Source organism: Acidiferrobacter sp. (assembly GCF_054609335.1).
In genome coordinates this window covers 1-21,224 of record NZ_JBTRWP010000008.1, presented here as the reverse complement: position 1 = coordinate 21,224, position 21,224 = coordinate 1, and the positions used below count along the sequence as shown (strand labels likewise).

General features: G+C 62.5%; 16 protein-coding genes, 4 tRNA genes and 1 rRNA gene. 1 reads left to right on the top strand and 20 read right to left on the bottom strand.

Features of this window, described 5'->3' with window-relative positions:
- Positions 1-36: 36 nt before the first annotated feature.
- The 16 genes from rpsG to ACYCTF_RS03135 all read right to left on the bottom strand — a co-directional run bounded on the left by rpsG (position 37) and on the right by ACYCTF_RS03135 (position 16,771).
- Positions 37-507 (bottom strand): 30S ribosomal protein S7, encoded by a 471-nt coding sequence (gene rpsG, locus ACYCTF_RS03210; RefSeq protein WP_461284166.1) that lies wholly within the window; start codon positions 505-507, stop codon positions 37-39.
- Between the two features lie 75 nt (positions 508-582).
- Entirely contained in the window at positions 583-957 is a 375-nt protein-coding gene (rpsL, locus tag ACYCTF_RS03205; protein WP_298134556.1) for a 30S ribosomal protein S12, read from the bottom strand.
- Positions 958-1,078: 121 nt separating this feature from the next.
- Entirely contained in the window at positions 1,079-5,284 is a 4,206-nt protein-coding gene (gene rpoC / locus ACYCTF_RS03200) for a DNA-directed RNA polymerase subunit beta' (protein WP_461284552.1), read from the bottom strand.
- A 64-nt stretch (positions 5,285-5,348) separates the two neighbouring features.
- A complete protein-coding gene (rpoB, locus tag ACYCTF_RS03195) occupies positions 5,349-9,440 on the bottom strand; it encodes a DNA-directed RNA polymerase subunit beta (protein WP_461284165.1) in 4,092 nt (1,363 codons plus the stop codon).
- Between the two features lie 127 nt (positions 9,441-9,567).
- Complete coding sequence (gene rplL / locus ACYCTF_RS03190) at positions 9,568-9,948, bottom strand: 50S ribosomal protein L7/L12 (RefSeq protein ID WP_461284164.1); 381 nt, start codon at positions 9,946-9,948, stop codon at positions 9,568-9,570.
- Between the two features lie 52 nt (positions 9,949-10,000).
- Positions 10,001-10,519, bottom strand: a complete 519-nt coding sequence (gene rplJ, locus ACYCTF_RS03185) for a 50S ribosomal protein L10 (protein WP_461284163.1) — start codon at positions 10,517-10,519, stop codon at positions 10,001-10,003.
- Positions 10,520-10,669: 150 nt separating this feature from the next.
- A complete protein-coding gene (rplA, locus tag ACYCTF_RS03180; RefSeq protein WP_461284168.1) occupies positions 10,670-11,365 on the bottom strand; it encodes a 50S ribosomal protein L1 in 696 nt (231 codons plus the stop codon).
- Between the two features lie 8 nt (positions 11,366-11,373).
- Positions 11,374-11,805 (bottom strand): 50S ribosomal protein L11, encoded by a 432-nt coding sequence (gene rplK / locus ACYCTF_RS03175; protein WP_461284162.1) that lies wholly within the window; start codon positions 11,803-11,805, stop codon positions 11,374-11,376.
- A gap of 63 nt (positions 11,806-11,868) precedes the next feature.
- Complete coding sequence (gene nusG, locus ACYCTF_RS03170) at positions 11,869-12,402, bottom strand: transcription termination/antitermination protein NusG (RefSeq protein WP_461284161.1); 534 nt, start codon at positions 12,400-12,402, stop codon at positions 11,869-11,871.
- Between the two features lie 4 nt (positions 12,403-12,406).
- A complete protein-coding gene (secE, locus tag ACYCTF_RS03165; protein ID WP_461284160.1) occupies positions 12,407-12,751 on the bottom strand; it encodes a preprotein translocase subunit SecE in 345 nt (114 codons plus the stop codon).
- A 27-nt stretch (positions 12,752-12,778) separates the two neighbouring features.
- Positions 12,779-12,854, bottom strand: a tRNA-Trp gene (locus tag ACYCTF_RS03160).
- A 30-nt stretch (positions 12,855-12,884) separates the two neighbouring features.
- Positions 12,885-14,075: an elongation factor Tu gene (gene tuf / locus ACYCTF_RS03155; RefSeq protein ID WP_461284159.1), complete on the bottom strand. Its 1,191-nt coding sequence runs from the start codon at positions 14,073-14,075 to the stop codon at positions 12,885-12,887.
- Positions 14,076-14,141: 66 nt separating this feature from the next.
- A tRNA-Thr gene (locus ACYCTF_RS03150) sits at positions 14,142-14,217 on the bottom strand.
- Positions 14,218-14,243: 26 nt separating this feature from the next.
- A tRNA-Gly gene (locus ACYCTF_RS03145) sits at positions 14,244-14,317 on the bottom strand.
- A gap of 40 nt (positions 14,318-14,357) precedes the next feature.
- Positions 14,358-14,442, bottom strand: a tRNA-Tyr gene (locus tag ACYCTF_RS03140).
- Between the two features lie 58 nt (positions 14,443-14,500).
- Positions 14,501-16,771 (bottom strand): aconitate hydratase, encoded by a 2,271-nt coding sequence (locus ACYCTF_RS03135; RefSeq protein WP_461284350.1) that lies wholly within the window; start codon positions 16,769-16,771, stop codon positions 14,501-14,503.
- 874 nt (positions 16,772-17,645) lie between these two features.
- On the opposite strand from ACYCTF_RS03135, the gene ACYCTF_RS03130 reads away from it, so the two are divergent.
- Positions 17,646-18,473, top strand: a complete 828-nt coding sequence (locus ACYCTF_RS03130) for a glycosyltransferase family 2 protein (protein ID WP_461284349.1) — start codon at positions 17,646-17,648, stop codon at positions 18,471-18,473.
- Positions 18,474-18,655: 182 nt separating this feature from the next.
- Here ACYCTF_RS03130 and ACYCTF_RS03125 read toward each other — a convergent pair whose 3' ends face one another.
- The 4 genes from ACYCTF_RS03125 to rrf all read right to left on the bottom strand — a co-directional run bounded on the left by ACYCTF_RS03125 (position 18,656) and on the right by rrf (position 21,222).
- Entirely contained in the window at positions 18,656-19,360 is a 705-nt protein-coding gene (locus ACYCTF_RS03125; RefSeq protein ID WP_461284348.1) for a hypothetical protein, read from the bottom strand.
- The gene (locus tag ACYCTF_RS03120) at positions 19,357-20,085 is read right to left on the bottom strand and encodes a type III pantothenate kinase (protein ID WP_461284347.1); all 729 of its coding nucleotides are present in this window, start codon (positions 20,083-20,085) and stop codon (positions 19,357-19,359) included. Before ACYCTF_RS03120 ends, ACYCTF_RS03125 begins: the two co-directional genes overlap by 4 nt.
- Positions 20,082-21,029, bottom strand: a complete 948-nt coding sequence (locus tag ACYCTF_RS03115; RefSeq protein WP_461284346.1) for a biotin--[acetyl-CoA-carboxylase] ligase — start codon at positions 21,027-21,029, stop codon at positions 20,082-20,084. Before ACYCTF_RS03115 ends, ACYCTF_RS03120 begins: the two co-directional genes overlap by 4 nt.
- A 77-nt stretch (positions 21,030-21,106) precedes the next feature.
- A 5S ribosomal RNA gene (gene rrf / locus ACYCTF_RS03110) occupies positions 21,107-21,222 on the bottom strand.
- Positions 21,223-21,224: the final 2 nt, after the last annotated feature.

Here is a 21,224-nt window from a genome sequence, read left to right as displayed (position 1 = left end):
CAGATCCTTACGCTAATTTCGTGAGTTTGCGCTTTTCTACCAGCGATAATGCGAAAACGCCTTGTTGGCTTCCGCCATGCGATGCACTTCCTCGCGCTTCTTCACGGCGTTGCCGCGCCGCTCGGCCGCGTCGATCAACTCGCCCGCAAGCCGCGCGCCCATGGACTTCTCGCCACGCGCCCGCGCCGCATCGACGACCCAGCGCATGGCCAAGGCCAATTGCCGCCCGGGACGAACTTCAACCGGGACCTGATAGGTTGCGCCACCGACCCGGCGGCTCTTCACTTCCACGAGAGGCTTGGCATTGTCTATGGCCTGCTGGAATACGGTCAGCGGCTCGCCCTTATGACGCGAAGCAATCGTCTCAAGCGCGCCGTAGATGATCTTCTCGGCCACCGACTTCTTGCCGCTTTGCATCACCACGCTCATAAATTTCGTCAGGACCTCGCTCCCGTACTTGGGATCGGGGCGCGTCGGGCGCTTGGGAACCTCTCTTCTTCTCGGCATATTCTCAACCTTCACACCATTAGAAACGAGAAAACGCCGCACCGGAGTGCGGCGTACCCTGCTTTCAAGACCAACTCACGACTTCGGGCGCTTGGCTCCGTACTTCGAGCGGCCCTGGCGTCGATCCGCCACGCCCGCCGTATCCAGCGAGCCGCGTACCGTGTGGTAACGCACACCTGGCAAGTCCTTCACGCGACCACCGCGTATGAGCACCACGGAGTGCTCCTGAAGGTTATGGCCCTCACCGCCGATATAGCTCGTGACCTCATAGCCGTTCGTGAGGCGCACGCGTGCAACCTTACGCAAGGCCGAGTTCGGCTTCTTGGGGGTTGTCGTGTAGACGCGCGTACATACGCCCCTTTTTTGCGGGCAGGCATTCAGCGCCGGCACAGTCGTCTTTTTATGCGGCTGTACGCGCGGCTTGCGGACCAACTGGTTAATCGTGGGCATTCATAGCTCCGATGCAAAAACCGGCCTTAGGCCCCTATGCACTAACGGGCCTGGCTCCAAAGGTGCGCGATTCTAGGCATTATAGAGGCCCCTGTCAAGAGAGCTCGACGGGGCCTCACAGTTATGCGGACGCGGCCTTGTCGCCGCCGTCCCCTTTGTCGCGCGTAGGTAATAAGGCTTCCCGCAAGGCCGTCGCCTCGTCCCGGTCGTCCGCCCGCTTGCGCTTGCGCTCCTGATGGTGCGCAAGACCACTGCCGGCGGGTATCAGGCGGCCCACGATGACGTTTTCCTTCAGGCCCCGCAGCCGATCACGCTTGCCGCTGATGGCGGCCTCCGTGAGCACGCGCGTGGTCTCCTGGAAGGAGGCCGCTGAGATGAACGACTCGGTCGCGAGCGAGGCCTTGGTGATGCCGAGCAGCAGGCGCTCGCCCGTTGCCGGCCGCTTGTCCCCGGCCTGCGCCTCCTCATTAGCGTCGAGCAGGCGCGCCCGTTCGACCTGCTCGCCCGGCAGGAATTGGGTGTCGCCAGCTTCGATAATGCGCACCTTGCGCAACATCTGACGCACGATCACCTCGATGTGCTTGTCGTTGATCTTCACACCCTGCAGCCGGTAGACGTCCTGGACCTCATCGACGATGAAGTTCGCCATGGCCTCGACACCCAAAAGCCTCAGGATATCCGACGATACCGGCGGCCCATCGACGATCGCCTCGCCCTGCTCCACGGTCTCGCCCTCGAAGACCATAATGTGGCGCCCCTTGGGGATCAGATACTCGTGCTCCTCGCCGGCCTTATCGGTGATGAGCAAGCGCTGCTTGCCCTTGGTGTCCTTACCAAAAGACACCACGCCGCTGGTCTCGGCCAGGATGGCATGATCCTTCGCCTTGCGAGCCTCGAACAGCTCCGCCACGCGCGGCAGACCGCCCGTGATGTCGCGGGTCTTGGAACTCTCCTGCGGGATACGCGCCAGCACATCGCCGACCCCTACCTTGAGGCCATCCTCGACCGTGATGATGGCGCCAGGCGGCAGCATGTATTTCGCGGGGATGTCGGTGCCCGGTATGAAGAGCCCTTTACCCTTCTCGTCCGAAAGCGCGATCATCGGGCGTATGTCCTTGGCCCCCGAGCGATGCTTGGGATCCAAGACCACGTAGGTGCTAAGCCCTGTGATCTCGTCGGTCTGCTTATTGACCGTCACGCCGTCGATCAAGTCAGTGAAGGCCACGGTGCCCGCCACCTCGGTGATGATCGGATGGGTATGCGGGTCCCAGTTCGCGACCGTACGCCCGGCCTTGACCTTGTCACCCTCGCTCACGTTCAAAATAGCACCATAGGGCACCTTGTAGCGCTCGCGGTCGCGTCCGTGATCATCCTGCACCACGAGCTCGCCCGAGCGCGACACGGCCACATTGTTGCCGCTCGAGTGCCGGATCAGCTTCAAGTTATTGAAGCGCACCGAACCGTTCGACTTGACCTCGATTCCGCTCACAGCCGTGGCCCGCGACGCGGCGCCACCGATGTGGAAGGTGCGCATCGTAAGCTGCGTCCCTGGTTCCCCGATACTCTGGGCGGCGATGACACCCACCGCCTCGCCCTGGTTGACCAAGTGGCCACGCCCGAGGTCGCGGCCATAACAAAGCGCGCAGATGCCGTAGCGCGTCTCGCAGGTGACAGGCGAGCGCACGATCACCTGATCGATATTGCGCTCCTCAAGCAGGCGCACCTTGCGCTCGTCCAGAAGGGCGTTGTGCTCAACGAGCACGCTGTTGTCAGCGGGGTCTATAACATCCCCTATCACGACACGCCCAAGCACGCTCTCGCGCAAGGGTACGACCACTTCGCCGCCTTCGACGATGACGCTCTTGCGGATCCCGTGTTGCGTGCCGCAGTCGGTGTCGGTCACCACCAGATCCTGGCACACGTCGACCAGCCTGCGGGTCAGATAACCCGAGTTTGCCGTCTTCAGGGCGGTGTCCGCCAAGCCCTTGCGCGCGCCGTGCGTCGAGATGAAGTACTGCAGCACGTTTAGGCCTTCGCGGAAGTTGGCCGTGATCGGCGTCTCGATGATCGAGCCGTCGGGCTTGGCCATGAGGCCGCGCATCCCAGCGAGCTGACGGATCTGGGCGGCGCTACCGCGAGCCCCTGAGTCCGCCATCATGTAAATGGAGTTGAACGAGGGCTGGGTCACGGTCTTGCCCGTGGCGTCGACCACATCCTCCACGCCTAGCTTGTCCATCATCGACTTCGCGACGCGCTCGCTCGTGTGGGTCCAGATGTCCACGACCTTGTTGTAACGCTCGCCGTCGGTCAAAAGCCCCGAGGCATACTGCGTCTGGATGCCTCGCACCTCCGCCTCGGCGTCGCCGATGATCTTGGCCTTTTCCACCGGCGTGACCATGTCGTTCACACCGATCGAGATGCCGGCGCGCGCCGCGAACGCAAAGCCCGTGTACATGAGCTGATCGGCGAAGATGACGGTCTCCTTCAGGCCCACCTGCCGGTAACAGGCGTTGATGAGCTCCGAAATCGTCTTCTTCTTCAGGTCACGGTTGACCAGCGCAAACGGCAGCCCCTCGGGCAAAAGGTCGGACAATAACGCCCGGCCCACGGTCGTCTCCACCAAATTGATCTTTTTGACCTTATTGCCGGCATCATCCCGCACAACGTCAGCGATGCGCACGCGGCACTTCGCGTGCAACGCCACCTTCCGGGTTTCATACGCCCGATGGACCTCTGCTACGTCCGCGAACACCTTGCCTTCGCCAAGCGCGTTCACGCGCGAGCGGGTCATGTAGTAGAGCCCAAGCACGATGTCCTGGGAGGGCACGATGATTGGCTCGCCGTTCGCGGGCGACAGGATGTTGTTCGACGACATCATGAGACTGCGCGCCTCAAGCTGCGCCTCGAGCGAGAGCGGGACGTGCACCGCCATCTGGTCACCGTCGAAGTCCGCGTTATAAGGCGCGCACACGAGCGGGTGCAACTGGATGGCCTTGCCTTCCACAAGCACGGGCTCAAAGGCCTGGATGCCGAGGCGATGCAGCGTCGGCGCCCGGTTCAAAAGCACCGGATGCTCGCGGATGACCTCTTCCAGGATGTCCCAGACCTCGGGGCTTGCCTGCTCGACCATCTTCTTCGCGGCCTTGATGGTCGTGGCCAAGCCCCGCATCTCGAGCTTGCTGAAGATAAAGGGCTTGAAGAGCTCGAGCGCCATCTTTTTCGGGAGACCGCATTGGTGCAGCTTCAGGGCCGGTCCCACCACGATGACCGAGCGGCCCGAGTAATCCACGCGCTTGCCGAGCAGGTTCTGGCGGAAGCGACCTTGCTTGCCCTTGATCATGTCAGCAAGCGACTTCAGCTGGCGCTTGTTGGCCCCGGTTATGGCCTTGCCGCGGCGCCCGTTATCGAGCAGCGCGTCGACCGCCTCCTGCAGCATGCGCTTTTCGTTGCGCACGATGATATCCGGGGCGTTCAAGTCGAGCAGTCGCTTCAAACGATTATTGCGATTGATGACGCGCCGATAGAGGTCGTTCAGGTCCGAGGTCGCGAAGCGCCCGCCGTCGAGAGGCACGAGCGGCCGCAGTTCGGGCGGCAGCACCGGCAGGATCTCGATCACCATCCACTCCGGCCGATTCCCGGAGTGCAGGAAGGCCTCTATGACCTTGAGGCGCTTGGCCAGCTTCTTGACCTTGGTCTCCGAGGTCGTCCCGCTCAGCTCCTCACGCAGCTTGGCCGCCTCCGCCGCGAGGTCGATACCCCGCAAGAGGTCACGCACGGCCTCGGCGCCCATGCGGGCATCGAACTCATCCCCATATTGTTCGATCGCCTCGAGGTAGGAGTCCTCCGATAGGAGTTGGCTGCGCTCGAGCGGGGTCATCCCCGGATCGACTACGACATAGGCCTCGAAGTACAACACGCGCTCGATGTCGCGCAAAGTCATATCGAGGACGAGCCCCATACGGGATGGTAGGGACTTCAGGAACCATATGTGGGCTACCGGGCTTGCAAGCTCGATGTGCCCCATGCGCTCCCGACGGACCTTGGACAAGGTCACCTCGACGCCGCACTTCTCGCAGATGACGCCGCGGTGCTTCAGACGCTTGTACTTGCCGCACAAGCACTCGTAGTCCTTGATGGGACCAAAGATCTTCGCGCAAAAAAGTCCGTCGCGCTCGGGCTTGAAAGTGCGATAGTTGATCGTCTCGGGCTTCTTGACCTCACCGTAAGACCAGGAACGGATCTTTTCCGGGGACGCAAGGCCGATCCGGATGGAATCGAAATCCTCGGTCTTGCTTGACTGCTTAAACAAATTAAATAGGTCTTTCAAGTCGATCTCCTCAACGCGGCCGGCATACCGGTCTGTCGTTTCCGGTGAAATATCGCAGAGCGGATTATCCCTGGTCGAGCTCGATATCGATACCGAGCGAACGGATTTCCTTGATAAGCACATTGAACGACTCGGGCATACCAGCCTCCATCTTGTGGTCGCCCTTCACAATATTCTCGAACATCTTGGTTCGACCCGTCACGTCGTCCGACTTTACCGTAAGCATCTCTTGCAACGTATAGGCGGCCCCGTAAGCCTCAAGGGCCCATACTTCCATTTCGCCGAAACGTTGACCGCCGGATTGGGCCTTGCCCCCGAGCGGCTGCTGGGTGACGAGGCTGTACGGACCGGTGGAGCGCGCATGCATCTTGTCATCGACGAGATGGTTCAGTTTCAACATATACATGTAGCCGACGGTAATGGGGCGATCGAAAGCCTCGCCTGTGCGCCCGTCGTAGAGAGTCGTCTGTCCCGAGCGCGGCAGGCCTGCGAGCTCCAGCAGGTCCATGATCTCTTCCTCGGTCGCGCCATCGAACACCGGGGTCGCCATGGGCACGCCCTTCACCAGATTGCCCGAAAGCGCCACGATCTCCTGATCATTTAAGGAGGAAAGGTTCTCCTTTTGGCCGCTGCCGTTATAGACCTTGTCGAGGAAGTCCCGCAGCTTGGCGACCGCCACCTGCTGCTTCAACATCTCGTTGATCTTGTTGCCAAGCCCACGCGCGACCCATCCCAAGTGAGTCTCCAGCACCTGACCTACGTTCATGCGCGAGGGCACGCCGAGCGGATTTAGGACGATGTCGACCGTGTCGCCATTGGCCATGTAGGGCATGTCCTCCACCGGCACGATGCGCGATATGACACCCTTGTTGCCGTGACGCCCGGCCATCTTGTCGCCCGGTTGCAACCTACGCTTCACAGCGACATAGACCTTCACCATCTTCAGGACGCCCGGCGGCAGATCGTCCCCTGCGATGAGTTTCTGGCGCTTCTCCTCGAGGCGCGCGTCGAACTCGATCTTCTGTTGTGCCAAGTGGTCGCGTATGGCCTCGACGGCCTCGCTCACCTCTTCGTCACGCATCCGGACTTCGAACCACTGCGCGTGGTTCAGCCCTTCGAGGTAGGTCTTCGTCACCTTGTCGCCAGCCTTCAGGCCTTTCGGACCACCTTCCGCGACTTTACCCACGAGCAAGTTCGCGATGCGCCCGAAAGCGTCGTTTTCGACGATGCGGTACTGATCGTTCAGATCCTTACGGATGCCGATCAGCGTCTGCTCCTCGTTCTGGCGGGCGCGTGCATCCTTTTCCACGCCATCACGGGTGAATACCTGCACATCGATGACGGTCCCCGACATCCCTGAGGGCAGCCGCAAGGAGCTGTCCTTCACATCCGAGGCCTTCTCACCGAAGATCGCACGCAAGAGCTTTTCCTCGGGGGTCAGCTGCGTCTCGCCCTTGGGCGTCACTTTACCCACGAGGATGTCGCCTGGGTTCACCTCGGCGCCGATGTAGATGATCCCGGACTCGTCCAACTTGGACAGCGCGCCCTCGCCCACGTTCGGGATGTCACGCGTGATCTCCTCTGGCCCGAGCTTGGTATCGCGCGAGACGGTCGACAGCTCTTCGATGTGGATCGTGGTGAACGTGTCGTCCTCAACCACCCGCTCCGAAATCAGGATCGAGTCTTCGAAGTTGTATCCGTTCCACGGCATGAAGGCGATCAGGACGTTACGTCCAAGCGCGAGCTCGCCCATGTCAGTCGACGGCCCATCGGCCAACACATCCCCCTTGGCAATGATGTCACCCACGCGCACCAAGGGCTTCTGGTTGATGTTCGTGTTCTGATTCGAGCGCGTGTACTTGATCAGGTTGTAGATGTCGACACCGGCCTTGTCGGCCTCGGTCTCCTCATCATCCACACGCACCACGATGCGGCTCGCATCCACTGAGTCCACGCGCCCGCCACGTCGAGCCGTGACTGCCACGCCCGAGTCGACCGCCACGGTACGCTCCATGCCGGTGCCCACGAGCGGCTTCTCCGACCGCAGGGTCGGTACCGCCTGGCGCTGCATGTTTGAACCCATGAGCGCGCGGTTCGCGTCGTCGTGCTCAAGGAATGGTATCAACGAGGCCGCGACCGAAACGATCTGGGCGGGGGCCACGTCGATGTAGTCGACCTTGGAGACCGCCGACAAGGTAAATTCGTTGCGATGACGGCACGACACCATCTCGTCGGTGAGCCGCCCCCCCTCATCCACGGCCGCATTGGCCTGGGCGATGATGAACTTGCCTTCCTCGATGGCCGATAGGTAATCGATCTTGTCGGTCACCCGGCCATCGACAACCTTGCGATACGGGGTCTCGAGGAAACCGTATTCGTTGGTCCGCGCATACACCGCAAGCGAATTGATAAGACCGATGTTCGGTCCTTCCGGCGTCTCGATCGGGCACACCCGGCCGTAATGCGTCGGATGAACGTCGCGCACCTCGAAGCCCGCGCGCTCGCGCGTGAGCCCGCCCGGCCCAAGCGCGGAGACGCGGCGCTTATGCGTGACCTCGGACAGAGGGTTGGTCTGATCCATGAATTGGGACAACTGGCTCGAGCCGAAGAACTCCTTGATGACCGCCGACACCGGCTTGGCGTTGATCAACTCCTGCGGCATCAGATTCTCGGACTCGGCGAGACTCAGCCGCTCCTTGACCGCGCGCTCGACGCGCACAAGCCCGATACGGAACTGGTTCTCCGCAAGCTCTCCCACCGAACGCACCCGGCGATTGCCCAGGTGATCAATATCGTCGATCTCGCCCTGACCATTTTTCAGGCCGATCAGGATCCGCATCACGTCGATGATGTCTTCGCGGCTCAGGATGCCCGGGCCCTCGTCGGTGCTGCGTCCAAGCCTACGGTTGAATTTCATCCGCCCGACGGCCGACAGATCATAGCGGTCGAGGCTGAAGAACAGACTCGAGAAGAGATTCTGCGCAGCCTCCTTCGTCGGCGGCTCGCCGGGGCGCATCATCCGGTAGATCTCGATCTGCGCCTCCATAGCATCGCGCGTCGAATCGATGCGCAGGGTGTCGGAGATATAGGATCCCCGATCCAGCTCGTTCGTGTAGAGCGTCCGGATCTCGGCGATCCCAGCCTTCATGAGCTTTTGTATCAGGTCGGCGGTCACGACCTCATTGGCCTGCGCGATCAGTTCGCCGGTCGCAGCGTCGATCACGTCCTCACCCAGGGGTCGACCCGCCAGGAATGCCACCACGTTCTCCGGGGGCACCGAAAGCTCGGTCATCTTGGCCTTTTCGATCTCGCGGACATGACGCGCGGTAATACGCTGGTCTTTCTTGACAATCACCTCGCCCGCGGGCGACGCGATGTCGAAATCGGCCTGCTCGCCACGCAAGCGCTGCGGAATCAGCTTCAGGCGCACATTGCCGTCGGACAGCAGGAAGGTGTCCATCTCAAAGAATGTCTGGAGGATGTCCTGAGCGCTCATGCCGAGCGCGCGCAAAAGCGTGGTCGCCGGCAGCTTCCGGCGCCGGTCGATGCGCACATACAGGAAATCCTTGGGGTCAAACTCGAAATCGAGCCACGAGCCGCGGTAAGGGATGATGCGCGCCGAGAACAAAAGCTTCCCGGACGAGTGCGTCTTACCGTAGTCGTGATCGAAAAACACGCCGGGCGACCGATGGAGCTGCGAGACGATGACACGCTCGGTCCCGTTGATGATGAAGGTCCCGTTCTCGGTCATGAGCGGGATCTCACCCAAGTAGACCTCCTGCTCCTTGATGTCTCGCACCGACTTGGCCCCTGTGGTCTCGTCCTTCGAGAACACGACGAGCCGCAACAAGACGCGCAGCGGCGCGGCGTAGATCAATCCCCGCTGTTGGCATTCCTTCACGTCGAACAAGGGCGTCCCGAGCTTATAACTCACGAACTCGAGGGCCGCGGCCCCGTTATAGGACTCGATCGGAAACACGGACTTGAACGCGGCCTGCAGGCCCTGATCGACCCGCTGGGTGCGCTCGACATCGGCTTGCAAAAAGTTCTGGTAGGATTCTTTCTGCGTCGCGAGCAGATACGGAACTTGCAAAAGGCTCGGCCGTTTGCCGAAACTCTTGCGGATGCGCTTTTTCTCAGTGAATGAATAGCTCATAGGTTCCTCAGCTCTTGATGTCCGGACGATCCCGAACGACAGACAACGACGGACAGGCCGGTTCGCACCAGCCTGTCCCGACGATCACCCTCTCGTCACCGCGTGTTCAACGGCCAATCAGCTATCCTTACTTCAGGTCGACCTTGGCGCCGGCCTCTTCAAGCTGCTTCTTCATGCTTTCCGCATCCGCTTTGGCGACCGCTTCCTTCACGGTGGCCGGGGCCGACTCAACCAGGTCCTTCGCTTCCTTCAGGCCCAAGTTGGTGATGGCGCGCACCGCCTTGATCACGCCCACCTTGTTGTCGCCGATCGCCGCCAACACGACGTCGAAGCTATCCTTCTCGACCGCAGCAGCGGCGCCAGCGGCCGCGCCCGGGGCGGCGACCGCGACCGCGGCAGCAGCCGCCGAGACGCCGAACTTCTCTTCCATTTCCTTGATCAACGTCGACAGGTCGAGGACCGACATGTTCGCAATCGTGTTCAGGATTTCTTCCTTAGATACCGCCATGGTGCTATCTCCTAGAAAAAGTGACTTGACCTTTAAAGCCTAAAAAACGCCCTTACTGAGCCTTGTCGCGAATCGCAGCGAGCGTCCGCACGAAACGCGCGGGCACCTCGTTCAACGTCCGCACGAACTGCGCCACCGGCGCCTGCATGGTCCGCATCAAGGTCGCCAAGAGAACCTCACGACTCGGCAACAAGGCGAGCGCCTGCAGCTGCGCACCCGTCATGAGCGCCCCATCCATGGCGCCGACCTTGATCACGAGCTTGTCATTGGCGCGCGCAAAATCGCTCAAGACCTTCGCGACCGCCACCGGATCCGACGACGCCGCAAACGCGAGCGGTCCTTTCAGGTGGTGATCCAGGCACGCAAACGGTGTATCGGCGAGTGCCCGACGTACCAGCGTGTTCTTGACTACCCTGATGTAGACCCCGGCCTTACGCGCCTCGGCACGTAAAGTCGTCATCTGCGCCACGGTGAGCCCCCGGTACTCGGCCACCGCCGCCGCCTCCGCGCCCTTGATGGCGGCGGAGACTTCAGCTACGACCGTCTTCTTCTGCTCTAGATTGAGACTCAACGAATCACCTCCTTCACTCCCCCCGTCACGGGGGACGGTGATCCGCGGCTTTAAAGGCCCCGGACACCATCTACGCCGGCAAGATTAAGCGTTTCCGCGCCGGCGGTCTTCGACATCTGCCCAGACGACGGACAGTCCCAGCCCTTCTTGCTACTGCGGTAGCGACCCCTGGTCCAGACGTATGCCTGGTCCCATGGTCGCGGATATCGTGACGCGCTTGACGTAGATCCCCTTAGCGGCGCTGGGCTTGGCCTTCTGCAAGGCCGCCACCAACGCGAGGAAATTCTCCTTCAGCGCCTCTTCCGTAAACGACACCTTGCCGATCGCGCAATGCACGATGCCGGCCTTATCGGCGCGATACTGCACCTGGCCTGCCTTGGCATTCTCCACGGCCCGGGCGGGATTAGGCGTCACAGTGCCAACCTTGGGGTTCGGCATAAGGCCGCGCGGTCCCAGGATCTGACCCAATTGACCTACAATGCGCATCGCCTCCGGCGTCGCAATGACAACGTCGAAGTTGAGGTTGCCCGCCTTTACCTGGTCGGCCAAATCCTGAAAACCCACCACGTCGGCGCCGGCCTTGCGCGATGCGGCAGCCGCCTCGCCCTCGGCGAACACCGCGACCCGTACCGTCTTGCCCGTCCCCCGCGGCATCACCGCGGAGCCACGCACATTCTGCTCGGACTTGCGGGGATCGATGCCAAGGTTCACAGCCACCTCGACCGATTCGTCGAATTTCGCATTCGCGGTCTTCTTGACGAGCGCGAAGGCCTCGTCGATCCCATACAGCCGCGTCCGATCCACGCTCGGACGCAAGGTACGCAGCCGCTTGCCGCCCTTCATCACCTCGGCCATCAGACGCCCTCCGTCTCGAGACCCATGCTGCGCGCGCTGCCTGCGATCAAGCGCACCGCCGCCTCCAGGTCCGTGGTGTTGAGATCCGGCATCTTCAGTCGCGCGATGTCTTCGAGCTGCGCACGCGAGACTTTACCCACCTTGTTGGTATGCGGGGTCTTGCTGCCGCTTGTAATGCCCGCCGCCTTCTTCAAGAGAATGCTCGCAGGCGGGGTCTTGGTGACGAACGTGAAGCTCTTGTCACTGTAGGCGGTGATGACCACGGGAATCGGCAGGCCCTCCTCCATGCCCTGAGTGCGGGCGTTGAAGGCTTTGCAGAACTCCATGATGTTCAATCCGCGCTGACCGAGTGCGGGTCCGATCGGCGGCCCGGGGGTCGCCTTCGTCGCCGGCACCTGCAGTTTGATGTAGGCGTCGATCTTCTTTGCCATTATGGGCTCCTATGGGGTGCAAGCGCCTTGCGGCTCCCCCGCGTGTTGACGAGATCCGGCGAACTACGCCTTCTCTACTTGACTAAAATCCAGCTCCACCGGGGTCTGGCGCCCAAAAATGGATACCGACACCTTCAGTTTGCTCTTTTCGTAGTTGACGTCCTCGACCATACCGTTGAAGTCGAGGAAGGGGCCGTCAATGACGCGAACCTGCTCACCGCTCGTAAACGAGAACTTCGGCCTCGGCTTCTCCACGCCGTCTTGCACCTGGCGCAGGATCGTCTCGGCTTCCTTGTCGCTGATCGGCGTAGGCTTCGTGCCCGAGCCGCCGATGAAACCGCTCACCTTGGGCACAGATTTCACGAGATGCCAGGACTCGTCGGTCATCTCCATGCGCACCAAGACATAACCGGGGAAAAACTTGCGCTCGCTGGTGCGGCGCTGCCCGCTCTTCATCTCCACGACTTCTTCCGTCGGCACCAGAACCTCGCCGAACAGATCCTGCATCCCGGCGCGCGCAATATGCTCCTTCAGCGTCTTCTCGACATTCTTCTCGAAGCCTGAGAAGGCATGCACCACGTACCAACGCATCGCCATCGGATCACGACCTCCCGGTCAATATACTGACGCCCTTGATCAAGCCCAGGTCCACGATCCACAAGAACATCGCAACCAATACCACGAGCACGATCACCACAAGCGTCGTCTGGACAGTCTCCTTGCGAGTAGGCCAAATGACCTTGCTCAACTCGACCCGCGCCTCTTTGACAAACGTCCAGGCTGACCGTCCCGTGGGGGTCTGCATCACGGTCGCCACCGCGAGGGTGGCCCCCGCCAATAGCGCCACGACACGCCAAAGCTCAGGCTCGTTCGATAGAACGTAGTAACCGACAACGCCCGACGCCAACAACATCATGGCCGCGGTCAGTTTTAGCTTATCCACCATTACTGCCCATATACCCTAAAGAACGGATGGCAGGCCAGGAGGGAATCGAACCCCCAACCTTCGGTTTTGGAGACCGACGCTCTGCCAATTGAGCTACTGGCCTAAACTCGGATCGCCGAAGACCCTGAAATCACTACTCAAGTATCTTCGACACCACGCCCGCACCCACCGTCCGGCCGCCTTCGCGGATGGCGAAACGCAGGCCTTCCTCCATGGCGATCGGATTGATGAGGGTGATCGTGAGCTTAACGTTATCCCCGGGCATCACCATCTCGGTGCCGGCAGGCAGATCGCAGGAACCGGTGACGTCGGTGGTACGGAAATAGAACTGCGGGCGATAACCCTGGAAGAACGCCGTGTGACGCCCGCCTTCGTCCTTGCTCAGGACGTAGACCTCGGCCTCGAAACGGGTGTGCGGCTTGATGGAGCCGGGCTTGCAGAGCACCTGGCCGCGCTCGACTTCTTCGCGCTTGGTGCCGCGCAGCAAGACACCGATGTTGTCGCCAGCCTGACCCTGGTCGAGGAGCTTACGGAACATCTCGACGCCGGTGACGATGGTCTTCACGGTGTCGCGCAGGCCCACGATCTCGACTTCATCGCCGACTTTCACGATGCCGCGCTCGACGCGCCCGGTGACCACGGTGCCGCGTCCGGAGATCGAGAACACGTCCTCGACGGGCATGAGGTAGGCGCCGTCGATGGCGCGCTCGGGCTGCGGGATATAGGCGTCCAGGGCCTCGGCGAGTTTCAGGATGGCGGGCTCGCCGATCTCCGAGCTATCGCCCTCGAGGGCCTTCAGGGCCGAGCCTATGATGATCGGGGTCTTGTCCCCTGGGAACTCATAGCGGTCGAGGAGCTCACGCACCTCCATCTCGACCAGTTCCAGGAGCTCCTTGTCGTCGACCATGTCGGCCTTGTTCAGGAACACCACGATGTAGGGCACGCCCACCTGGCGGGCCAACAGGATGTGCTCGCGGGTCTGGGGCATGGGGCCGTCGGCGGCCGATACCACCAGGATGGCGCCGTCCATCTGGGCGGCGCCTGTGATCATGTTCTTGATGTAGTCGGCGTGCCCGGGGCAGTCGACGTGCGCATAATGGCGCTGCGTGGTCTGATACTCCACATGCGCCGTCGCGATCGTGATACCACGGGCGCGCTCCTCGGGGGCGTTGTCGATCTGGTCGTAGGCCTTGAACTCGCCCCCGAACTTCGTCGCCAAGACCTTGGTCAGGGCCGCCGTGAGCGTGGTCTTGCCATGGTCGACGTGGCCAATCGTGCCCACATTCAGATGGGGCTTCGTGCGTTCAAATTTTCCCTTGGACACCGTGGGTACCTCAGTTTTATGAACCGTTCTTCGCGGGTCGCCTCAAAGCCACCCGGTTAATGCATCTGGAGCCCATAATCGGAATCGAACCGATGACCTCTTCCTTACCAAGGAAGTGCTCTACCGACTGAGCTATATGGGCTAAATGTTCTCACACATGCCTCAAACTGGAGCGGGTGATGGGAATCGAACCCACGCTATCAGCTTGGAAGGCTGAAGTTCTACCATTGAACTACACCCGCCTAACACGCCCACTTGATGGGCTTATGCCCGCCATAACCATGGTGGAGGGGGGAGGATTCGAACCTCCGAAGGCAGAGCCGTCAGATTTACAGTCTGATCCCTTTGGCCGCTTGGGTACCCCTCCAAACAGTAAGCCGCGAATTGTGATTAAGGGATGAGCCCTTGTCAACACCTGGCGCGATTTATGCGCGTGATCGCGCCCCCATGAGATTCAAGGCAGAGCCCGCCCAGAACCAGTTGATCTGCTCCGCAGTGAGGGTGTGGCGCGCCATCATCTCCCAGGTCCGGCCGTCCGCGCCCGTGATCACGAGACGCATGGGCACATTCGGCTCGATCTCTCCTATGCCAGGCAGGCTCACGCGGTCCTCACGGGCCAGCCTATCGTAATCGGCCGGATCGGCGAAGGTGAGCGGCAGAACGCCCTGCTTCTTCAGATTGGTCTCGTGAATGCGCGCGAAACTGCGCACCAGGATCACGCGTCCGCCCAGATAGCGTGGCGACATGGCCGCATGCTCACGCGAACTGCCCTCCCCGTAGTTACTGTCGCCCACCGCCACCCAGCCCAGACCCTGGGCCTTATAGGAGCGGGCGAGCGCCGCGAGCGGAACATCGGCCTTGCCTGTCATGACATCGAAACCCGTACCGACGACCGGACTGAAGGCGTTGGTGGCCCCCAGGAACAGGTTGTCGCTGATGCGATCGAGGTGGCCGCGGTACTTGAGCCAGGGCCCGGCGGCCGATATGTGGTCGGTCGTGCACTTGCCGACTGCCTTCAACAAGATCGGCAGCCCCAGGAAGTCCTCGGGCCGCGGGGCCGGAAACGGCGCAAGCAGGCTCAGGCGCTCGCTGTCCTCACGGATCCGCACGGCCACGCCCGCGCCTCCCTCCTCGGGCGGCCTATAGCCCTCGGTCCCGCCCACGAAACCCGCGCTCGGGAGCTCTGCGGCGGCAGGCGGGGTCAGGGACACGCGCTTGCCGTCCACCTCGATCCCGGCGAGCGGATTGGCGGCGAGGCTGCCCGTCAAGGCATAGGCGGTCACGACCTCGGGGCTCGCGATGAAGGCGTGGGTACCCGGATTGCCGTCGTTGCGCCGCGGAAAATTGCGGTTGTAGGACGTCAATATGCTATTCGGCGTGCCTGGCGCCACGTCCTCGCGCTGCCACTGCCCTATACAGGGGCCACAGGCGTTGGCAAGCACGGTGGCGCCTATGGCGGTGAGATCGGCCAGCAGCCCGTCGCGCTCTATCGTGGCACGCACCTGTTCGGAGCCTGGCGTCACGAGAAACGGGACCTTGGCCTTGATCCCTAAGGCGCGTGCCTGGCGCGCCACATGGGCCGCCCGCCCGATATCCTCGTAGGACGAGTTCGTGCAGCTGCCGATAAGGGCGGCCTGCAAGGCCTCCGGATAGCCATGGGAACGAACCTCGTCGCCCAAGGCCGAGATCGGCCGCGCCAGGTCCGGCGTGTGAGGGCCCACCACATGCGGCTCAAGCGTGGCCAGATCGATGGTCACCACCCGGTCGAAAGAGTCCTCCGGGTGGGCCGCCACCTCGGGGTCGGCTGTCAGGTGAGCCGCGAGGGCGCGGGCGCGGGCCGCAAGCCGGCTGCGGCCGGTCTTATCGAGATAGGCCGCCATGCGCTCGTCAAAGGGAAACACCGAGGTCGTCGCCCCCAGTTCCGCGCCCATGTTCGTGATCGTGGCCTTGGCGGTCGCGCTCAAGGACGCAGTGCCCGGCCCAAAGTACTCGATAATATGGCCGGTCCCACCGCTTGTGGTCAAAAGACCCGCGAGCTTCAGGATCACGTCCTTGCCGCTCGACCAGCCCGAGAGGGCGCCGACCAGCTGCACACCGATCCGTTTCGGCCACTGCAACTCCCAGGGCATGCCCACCAGCACATCCACGGCGTCGGCACCCCCCACCCCGATGGCGAGCATGCCGAGCCCACCCGCATTCGGGGTATGCGAATCGGTGCCTATCATCAGGCCGCCCGGGAACGCATAGTGTTCCAACACCACCTGATGAATGATGCCGGACCCCGGCTCCCAAAAGCCGATACCGTATTTGGCAGATACCGAGGCCAAAAAGGCATAGACCTCTTCGTTTGTGCTCTCGGCGATCGCGAGATCCTCGCGCGCGCCCACCTTGGCGCGAATCAAGTGATCGCAATGGACCGTGGTCGGCACCGCCACGTGCGCGCGCCCCGCGCTCATGAACTGCAGCAAGGCCATCTGGGCCGTGGCATCCTGCATAGCCACACGATCGGGATGAAAGGCCTCGGTGCTGGACCCAGGCACCGGCAGCTCCCCACGGTCCACCCAATGGGCAAACAGAATCTTCTCGGCAAGGCTCAGCGGGCGCCGCACGCGCTCCCGGATTCTGGCAAGCCGCGCCTCGAGATCCGCATAGTAGGCAAGCGCGCCGTTCTCGGCGTCGGTGGGAAGTTTTTCCATGAACGTATACTCGGGGCGACCGCCGCCCTACTCTGATGAAAGACCCGAAAAAAGGTGTAAGCCCGCAGAGGGATTCGAACCCCCGACCCTCTGATTCATACCCACTACTGCTTTCGCAGCCCACGAATGGTTTGGGGTCTGGACTTTCTCTTCACCGTGCCGCGCGTAAGCGTGGTTTAGGTGGATGGTGTAAAGTCTCTACACTCGCCGCTTATCGCGGCTAGCACGGGATTGCCACGAGCCTGGTGCCCCAAGGTTTCCCCGTTTTAGCCATCTCCACTGCGCCCGTTTCCGAACGCAGGTGCAATTTTACAAATCAGATGCTCTACCAGCTGAGCTATGCGGGCACTGGAAGTGGGGTAGTATTTTAGGGAAACGCGCGGGGCGCGGCAAGGCTCCCGTCTCGCCTGCACCAAAATTCCCCTTGCACTCGACGATTTCGCCTTACACCACCCCATCCGGGATGATGCGGGCCCCAGACTTGAGCGATCTCCTGGGGCCTCGACGTCTCTCGGCCCACGCCCAGGGCCACAACGCGGGGCGCACCCTTCATCCCGAGCGGGGAACCCCCGCATCGCAGCCCCTGGCTATCCCTTCGACGGATTTGAAGAAGGGCGGTTCTGGCGCCACGTCGCTTGAGCTACATGCGACCCGCCCCCGAACCGACAGCCGCCTTGTTCCCGCTTGAACGGGAACGATCCTAGCCCTGAGAAACGGATTACAATGGGGCGCGGCACGCCTCGCGCGGATTATCTATCGACTGCCCCGGCACGCGGTGATCGGCCCTCTCGGGACAGTTCGCGCGACCGAACCAGGCTGGACATGGCGGGGCGCGACCATGGCGACAATAAGAAAGGGGCGGAACGGCCGGTTTATGGAGGAATCACCAGGCGTCAGCGTCATCATGCCGGCCTACGAGGCCGCCGATACGATTCGCGAGACAGTCGCCTCAGTCATAGCGCAAAGCGCCCCGCAGTGGGAATTGCTCGTGGTCGCCGACGATAGAATCGACTACGCCCCCCTCCTCCCGGCCGACCCCCGCATCCTCTTTCTCCGCACAGGCAGGCACGGAGCCGGGCCCTCGGTTGCGCGCAACGTGGGACTCGACTCCGCGCACCGGCCGCTCGTCACCTTTCTCGACAGCGACGATGCCTGGCATAGGGACAAGCTCTCTCGGCTTGTCCCTCTTGCGCGCGAGCGGGGCATGGCCCTCGATAACGTCCGGTTCTGCTATCGCCACGAAAAGCATCCCTGCGGGACCTACTGGAAGGACCCCGCCGAGGGCTGGCACGATCTCGATTTCTATGGGCGGGTAAGCGAAAGCCTGTGGCCCGTTTATCGACGCGATCTCGTTGGCGGTACGCGCTTTCAGGAGCCGTTGCGCTTCGCCGAAGAGGCGGTTTTCAACCTTTCCTTGATTGCCCGCAACAAGGGCGCGTACTTATGCGCCCAATCACTTCATGAATACTGGATACGATCGGGCTCCCTGTCCCGCTCCGCCGCTTCCGCCGATCGCGCAGAACAGGCTTATACGTGGATCCTGGCGCGACTACGTGAGGGAGATTCTCTGTTTTTCCCACCCCAACTCATCGAGCGGGCGATTGCCATTTTCGAGAAACGGCGGAACACAAACCGAGCGTTCATCGAGAGCGGGCTTGGCGACTTCCAAGGCTTCGAAACGCAGCACAGGACGCACGCGTGAGGGGAACCCGCGCACAGCCCGCGACGGATCGATTCCTATGGACGCAGCGCGAGACGCGGTCTCGGAAGACGTGAAACGACTGAAAGACCCGCGCCCCCGGAGGATCTGGCCGCAGGAACTGCAGCTTGAGCCACAGACAGAATATTCAATAGCCGCCACCCAAAACTCCAGCACTGCCCCGTCTAATGCCCCGCTCCGCAGGGCGTATGCCCAACAGATCCCAATTGCCTCCAGAAGGCCGGGGACACGGACGACAGATTCATCTCGACGTCATAGCGGGCAGGTGCACCAAAGGGCCCTAGGTGGGCATCCACATGATGGGCGTACAGGACCTGGCGCTCGCGCAAAGCAGCCGTCTTGCGCAGAAAGACGCCCAGGGACAAAACCGCGCCACCCGAAGGCCCGTGCGTAACATAGGCCCCCACGATCCCAAGCTTATGCAGGGTCGCCGCCGAGGGCCAGGGCGCGCCGGCGGGCAGGTAGAGGCGATAGGCGGGCGGTCCGGGATGGCGCACGATGCGCCCCGGCCGATGCAGCCGCTTAAGAAGCGCAGCGGCGGCCTGCCGCCCCATGGGTCCCAAATTCCAACACTGCCCGCGCGACCCGGGGGCCGCGGCCACGGCCGCTGTGAATGCGGTTTTCTTGAAGGGCGCGGGGGCGGGCTTCTGGGGGGCCGGCGGCGCGGGCGCCACCTTGGCTGACGGGGCCTCGGGGACCGGCTTTATAAGTCGTGGCGCGGGCGTGGCTTGCAAGGATTCCGCCGACACCACCTGCAGTCGTTCGGGGTGGACGGGTCGCGGAACAGCCGGCGGCACGGGGCGATGGGTGTAGTTCCAAAGGCCGAGCGCGAGATTCGCAAACAGCAAGAGCGCCGCCAGTATCCTCATCTCGCCATCACCGCAAGGCCCTCGAGCGTGAGATGCGGCCAGTGCTCATGGGGGCAAGTCAAATAGGAGCTGATGCGCGGCGCATCCCCGCCAGTCAATATCACTAAAGCACCCGCGCCCACTATCGCCTCCTGGTCATGGACTATCCGTTCAATAGCGCCCACCGCGCCCAATACGAGACCCGCGCCGACCGCCTCCCCCGTCGTGCCGCCACAAGGCCCAAAACGCCCCTCGCATACCGGGGCCACAAGGGCGGGTGCTACCGCCTGCAGGGCCCGCGCAGCGATCGTAAGCCCAGGGAGGATGGCGCCCCCACGAAAGACGCCCCGGGCGTCGAGCGCATCCACGGTGATCGCCGTACCGCAATCCACCACGCATGCAGGCGCGCCCGGATGGCGGACGCGAACCCCCACAAGAGCGGCGAAACGATCCGCGCCGAGACTCTCGGCGGGCGCATACCGGCTTGACACCCCGAAGCCTTCCCGCCGCGATCCGTGCCACAGCGGCGTGAGACCCCAACGCCCCTGACAGAACCCCGCGAAGGCCGCATTGCGATCACGCGCCACCGAGATCGCGAACACCGCGGATGGCGCGTTGGCGACAGGAAGCCGCGCGGCATATCCTTCCTCGCCCTCATAAGGGGCCGATCCCCAGCCTGATAAAACCTGCCCGTCGGCCCACGCCCATTTGACGCGGGTGTGGCCGAGGTCGCAGAGTAGCTTCATAGCGGGCGCATACTCACTTCCCCGGACTGCACGCGTCGGCGCCCCTCGCCCGTTTCCACGAGCAGCGCCCCGTCGGCGTCGACATCGATCACCCGCGCCTCGCACACGGCTTGCCCTTCATGGATGCGCACACGCATGCCCGTGAAGGCATGCCGCGCCCGCCACGCATCAAGCAGCGCCGCCTCGCGCCCTTCCTGGTAATCCCGCATGACGATGTCGAGCTCCGCAATCAAAAGCGCCGCGACCCGATCACGGTCCACGAGCGGAATGATGCTCCGGAGATCCACCCAATCCTGGTCGATAGCCGCCGCAGTGTCTGCGCAAAGCGCGGCATTCACGCCCACCCCGATCACCACACGCATGGCATCGGCCTCGCCGCGCATCTCGATCAAAATCCCTGCGAGCTTGCGGGCCTGCCAGAGCACATCATTCGGCCACTTAAGTGCGGCATCCTGAACGCCCACGCGCTCCAAGGCCCTGAGCACCGCGACCCCAGCCGCTAGGCTCAAAACCCCAAGCGGCCTCCCGGTGCCGGAGATAGTCCACGCCACCGACAACAGCAGGCTGCCATACGGAGTGGCCTGCCAGACGCGGCCACGCCGGCCGCGCCCGGCGCTTTGGCGTTCCGCAAGACAGGCGAATACCCCGTCCCCGGCCGCCGCGAGCAGCACCTGGTTCGTGGACCCCACCTCCTCGTGAATGGCCAAACCATCCAAGCGGCAGCCTGCCTCTTGCAGCAAGGCGCGGATACGTCCCTCGTCCAGCGGGCGAAAGGAAGCCGGCAGGCTATAGCCCTGACGGCTCACCTCGATCGGCACTTCGGGACACAGCGCCACCGCCTTCGATACCGCCGCGCGACTTACGCCGAGACGGCGCGCGAGCGCCACGCCCGAGTGTCGCTCACCGTCGCCCAGCAGCTGGAGGATTTGATGGATCAAGCTCATTGCGGGAGTCTAGCAAAGAGTGGCCGTGGACGAAAAAAAACCCCGACCAGAAAACTGATCGGGGTTTAGCATTAAAAGCCTGGCAGTGTCCTACTTTCGCATAGGGAGACCCCATACTATCATCGGCGCTAAGCGTTTTCACTTCCGAGTTCGGAATGGGATCGGGTGGTTCCCGCTCGCTATGGCCACCAGGCA

Excerpts from the sequence above, each read along its gene's own strand:
- rpsG (WP_461284166.1), bottom strand. The coding sequence starts at position 507 with ATGCCGAGAAGAAGAGAGGTTCCCAAGCGCCCGACGCGCCCCGATCCC.
- rpsL (WP_298134556.1), bottom strand. The coding sequence starts at position 957 with ATGCCCACGATTAACCAGTTGGTCCGCAAGCCGCGCGTACAGCCGCAT.
- rpoB (WP_461284165.1), bottom strand. The coding sequence starts at position 9,440 with ATGAGCTATTCATTCACTGAGAAAAAGCGCATCCGCAAGAGTTTCGGC.
- rplL (WP_461284164.1), bottom strand. The coding sequence starts at position 9,948 with ATGGCGGTATCTAAGGAAGAAATCCTGAACACGATTGCGAACATGTCG.
- rplK (WP_461284162.1), bottom strand. The coding sequence starts at position 11,805 with ATGGCAAAGAAGATCGACGCCTACATCAAACTGCAGGTGCCGGCGACG.
- nusG (WP_461284161.1), bottom strand. The coding sequence starts at position 12,402 with ATGGCGATGCGTTGGTACGTGGTGCATGCCTTCTCAGGCTTCGAGAAG.
- secE (WP_461284160.1), bottom strand. The coding sequence starts at position 12,751 with ATGGTGGATAAGCTAAAACTGACCGCGGCCATGATGTTGTTGGCGTCG.
- ACYCTF_RS03135 (WP_461284350.1), bottom strand. The coding sequence starts at position 16,771 with ATGGAAAAACTTCCCACCGACGCCGAGAACGGCGCGCTTGCCTACTAT.
- ACYCTF_RS03130 (WP_461284349.1), top strand. The coding sequence starts at position 17,646 with ATGGAGGAATCACCAGGCGTCAGCGTCATCATGCCGGCCTACGAGGCC.
- ACYCTF_RS03125 (WP_461284348.1), bottom strand. The coding sequence starts at position 19,360 with ATGAGGATACTGGCGGCGCTCTTGCTGTTTGCGAATCTCGCGCTCGGC.
- ACYCTF_RS03120 (WP_461284347.1), bottom strand. The coding sequence starts at position 20,085 with ATGAAGCTACTCTGCGACCTCGGCCACACCCGCGTCAAATGGGCGTGG.
- ACYCTF_RS03115 (WP_461284346.1), bottom strand. The coding sequence starts at position 21,029 with ATGAGCTTGATCCATCAAATCCTCCAGCTGCTGGGCGACGGTGAGCGA.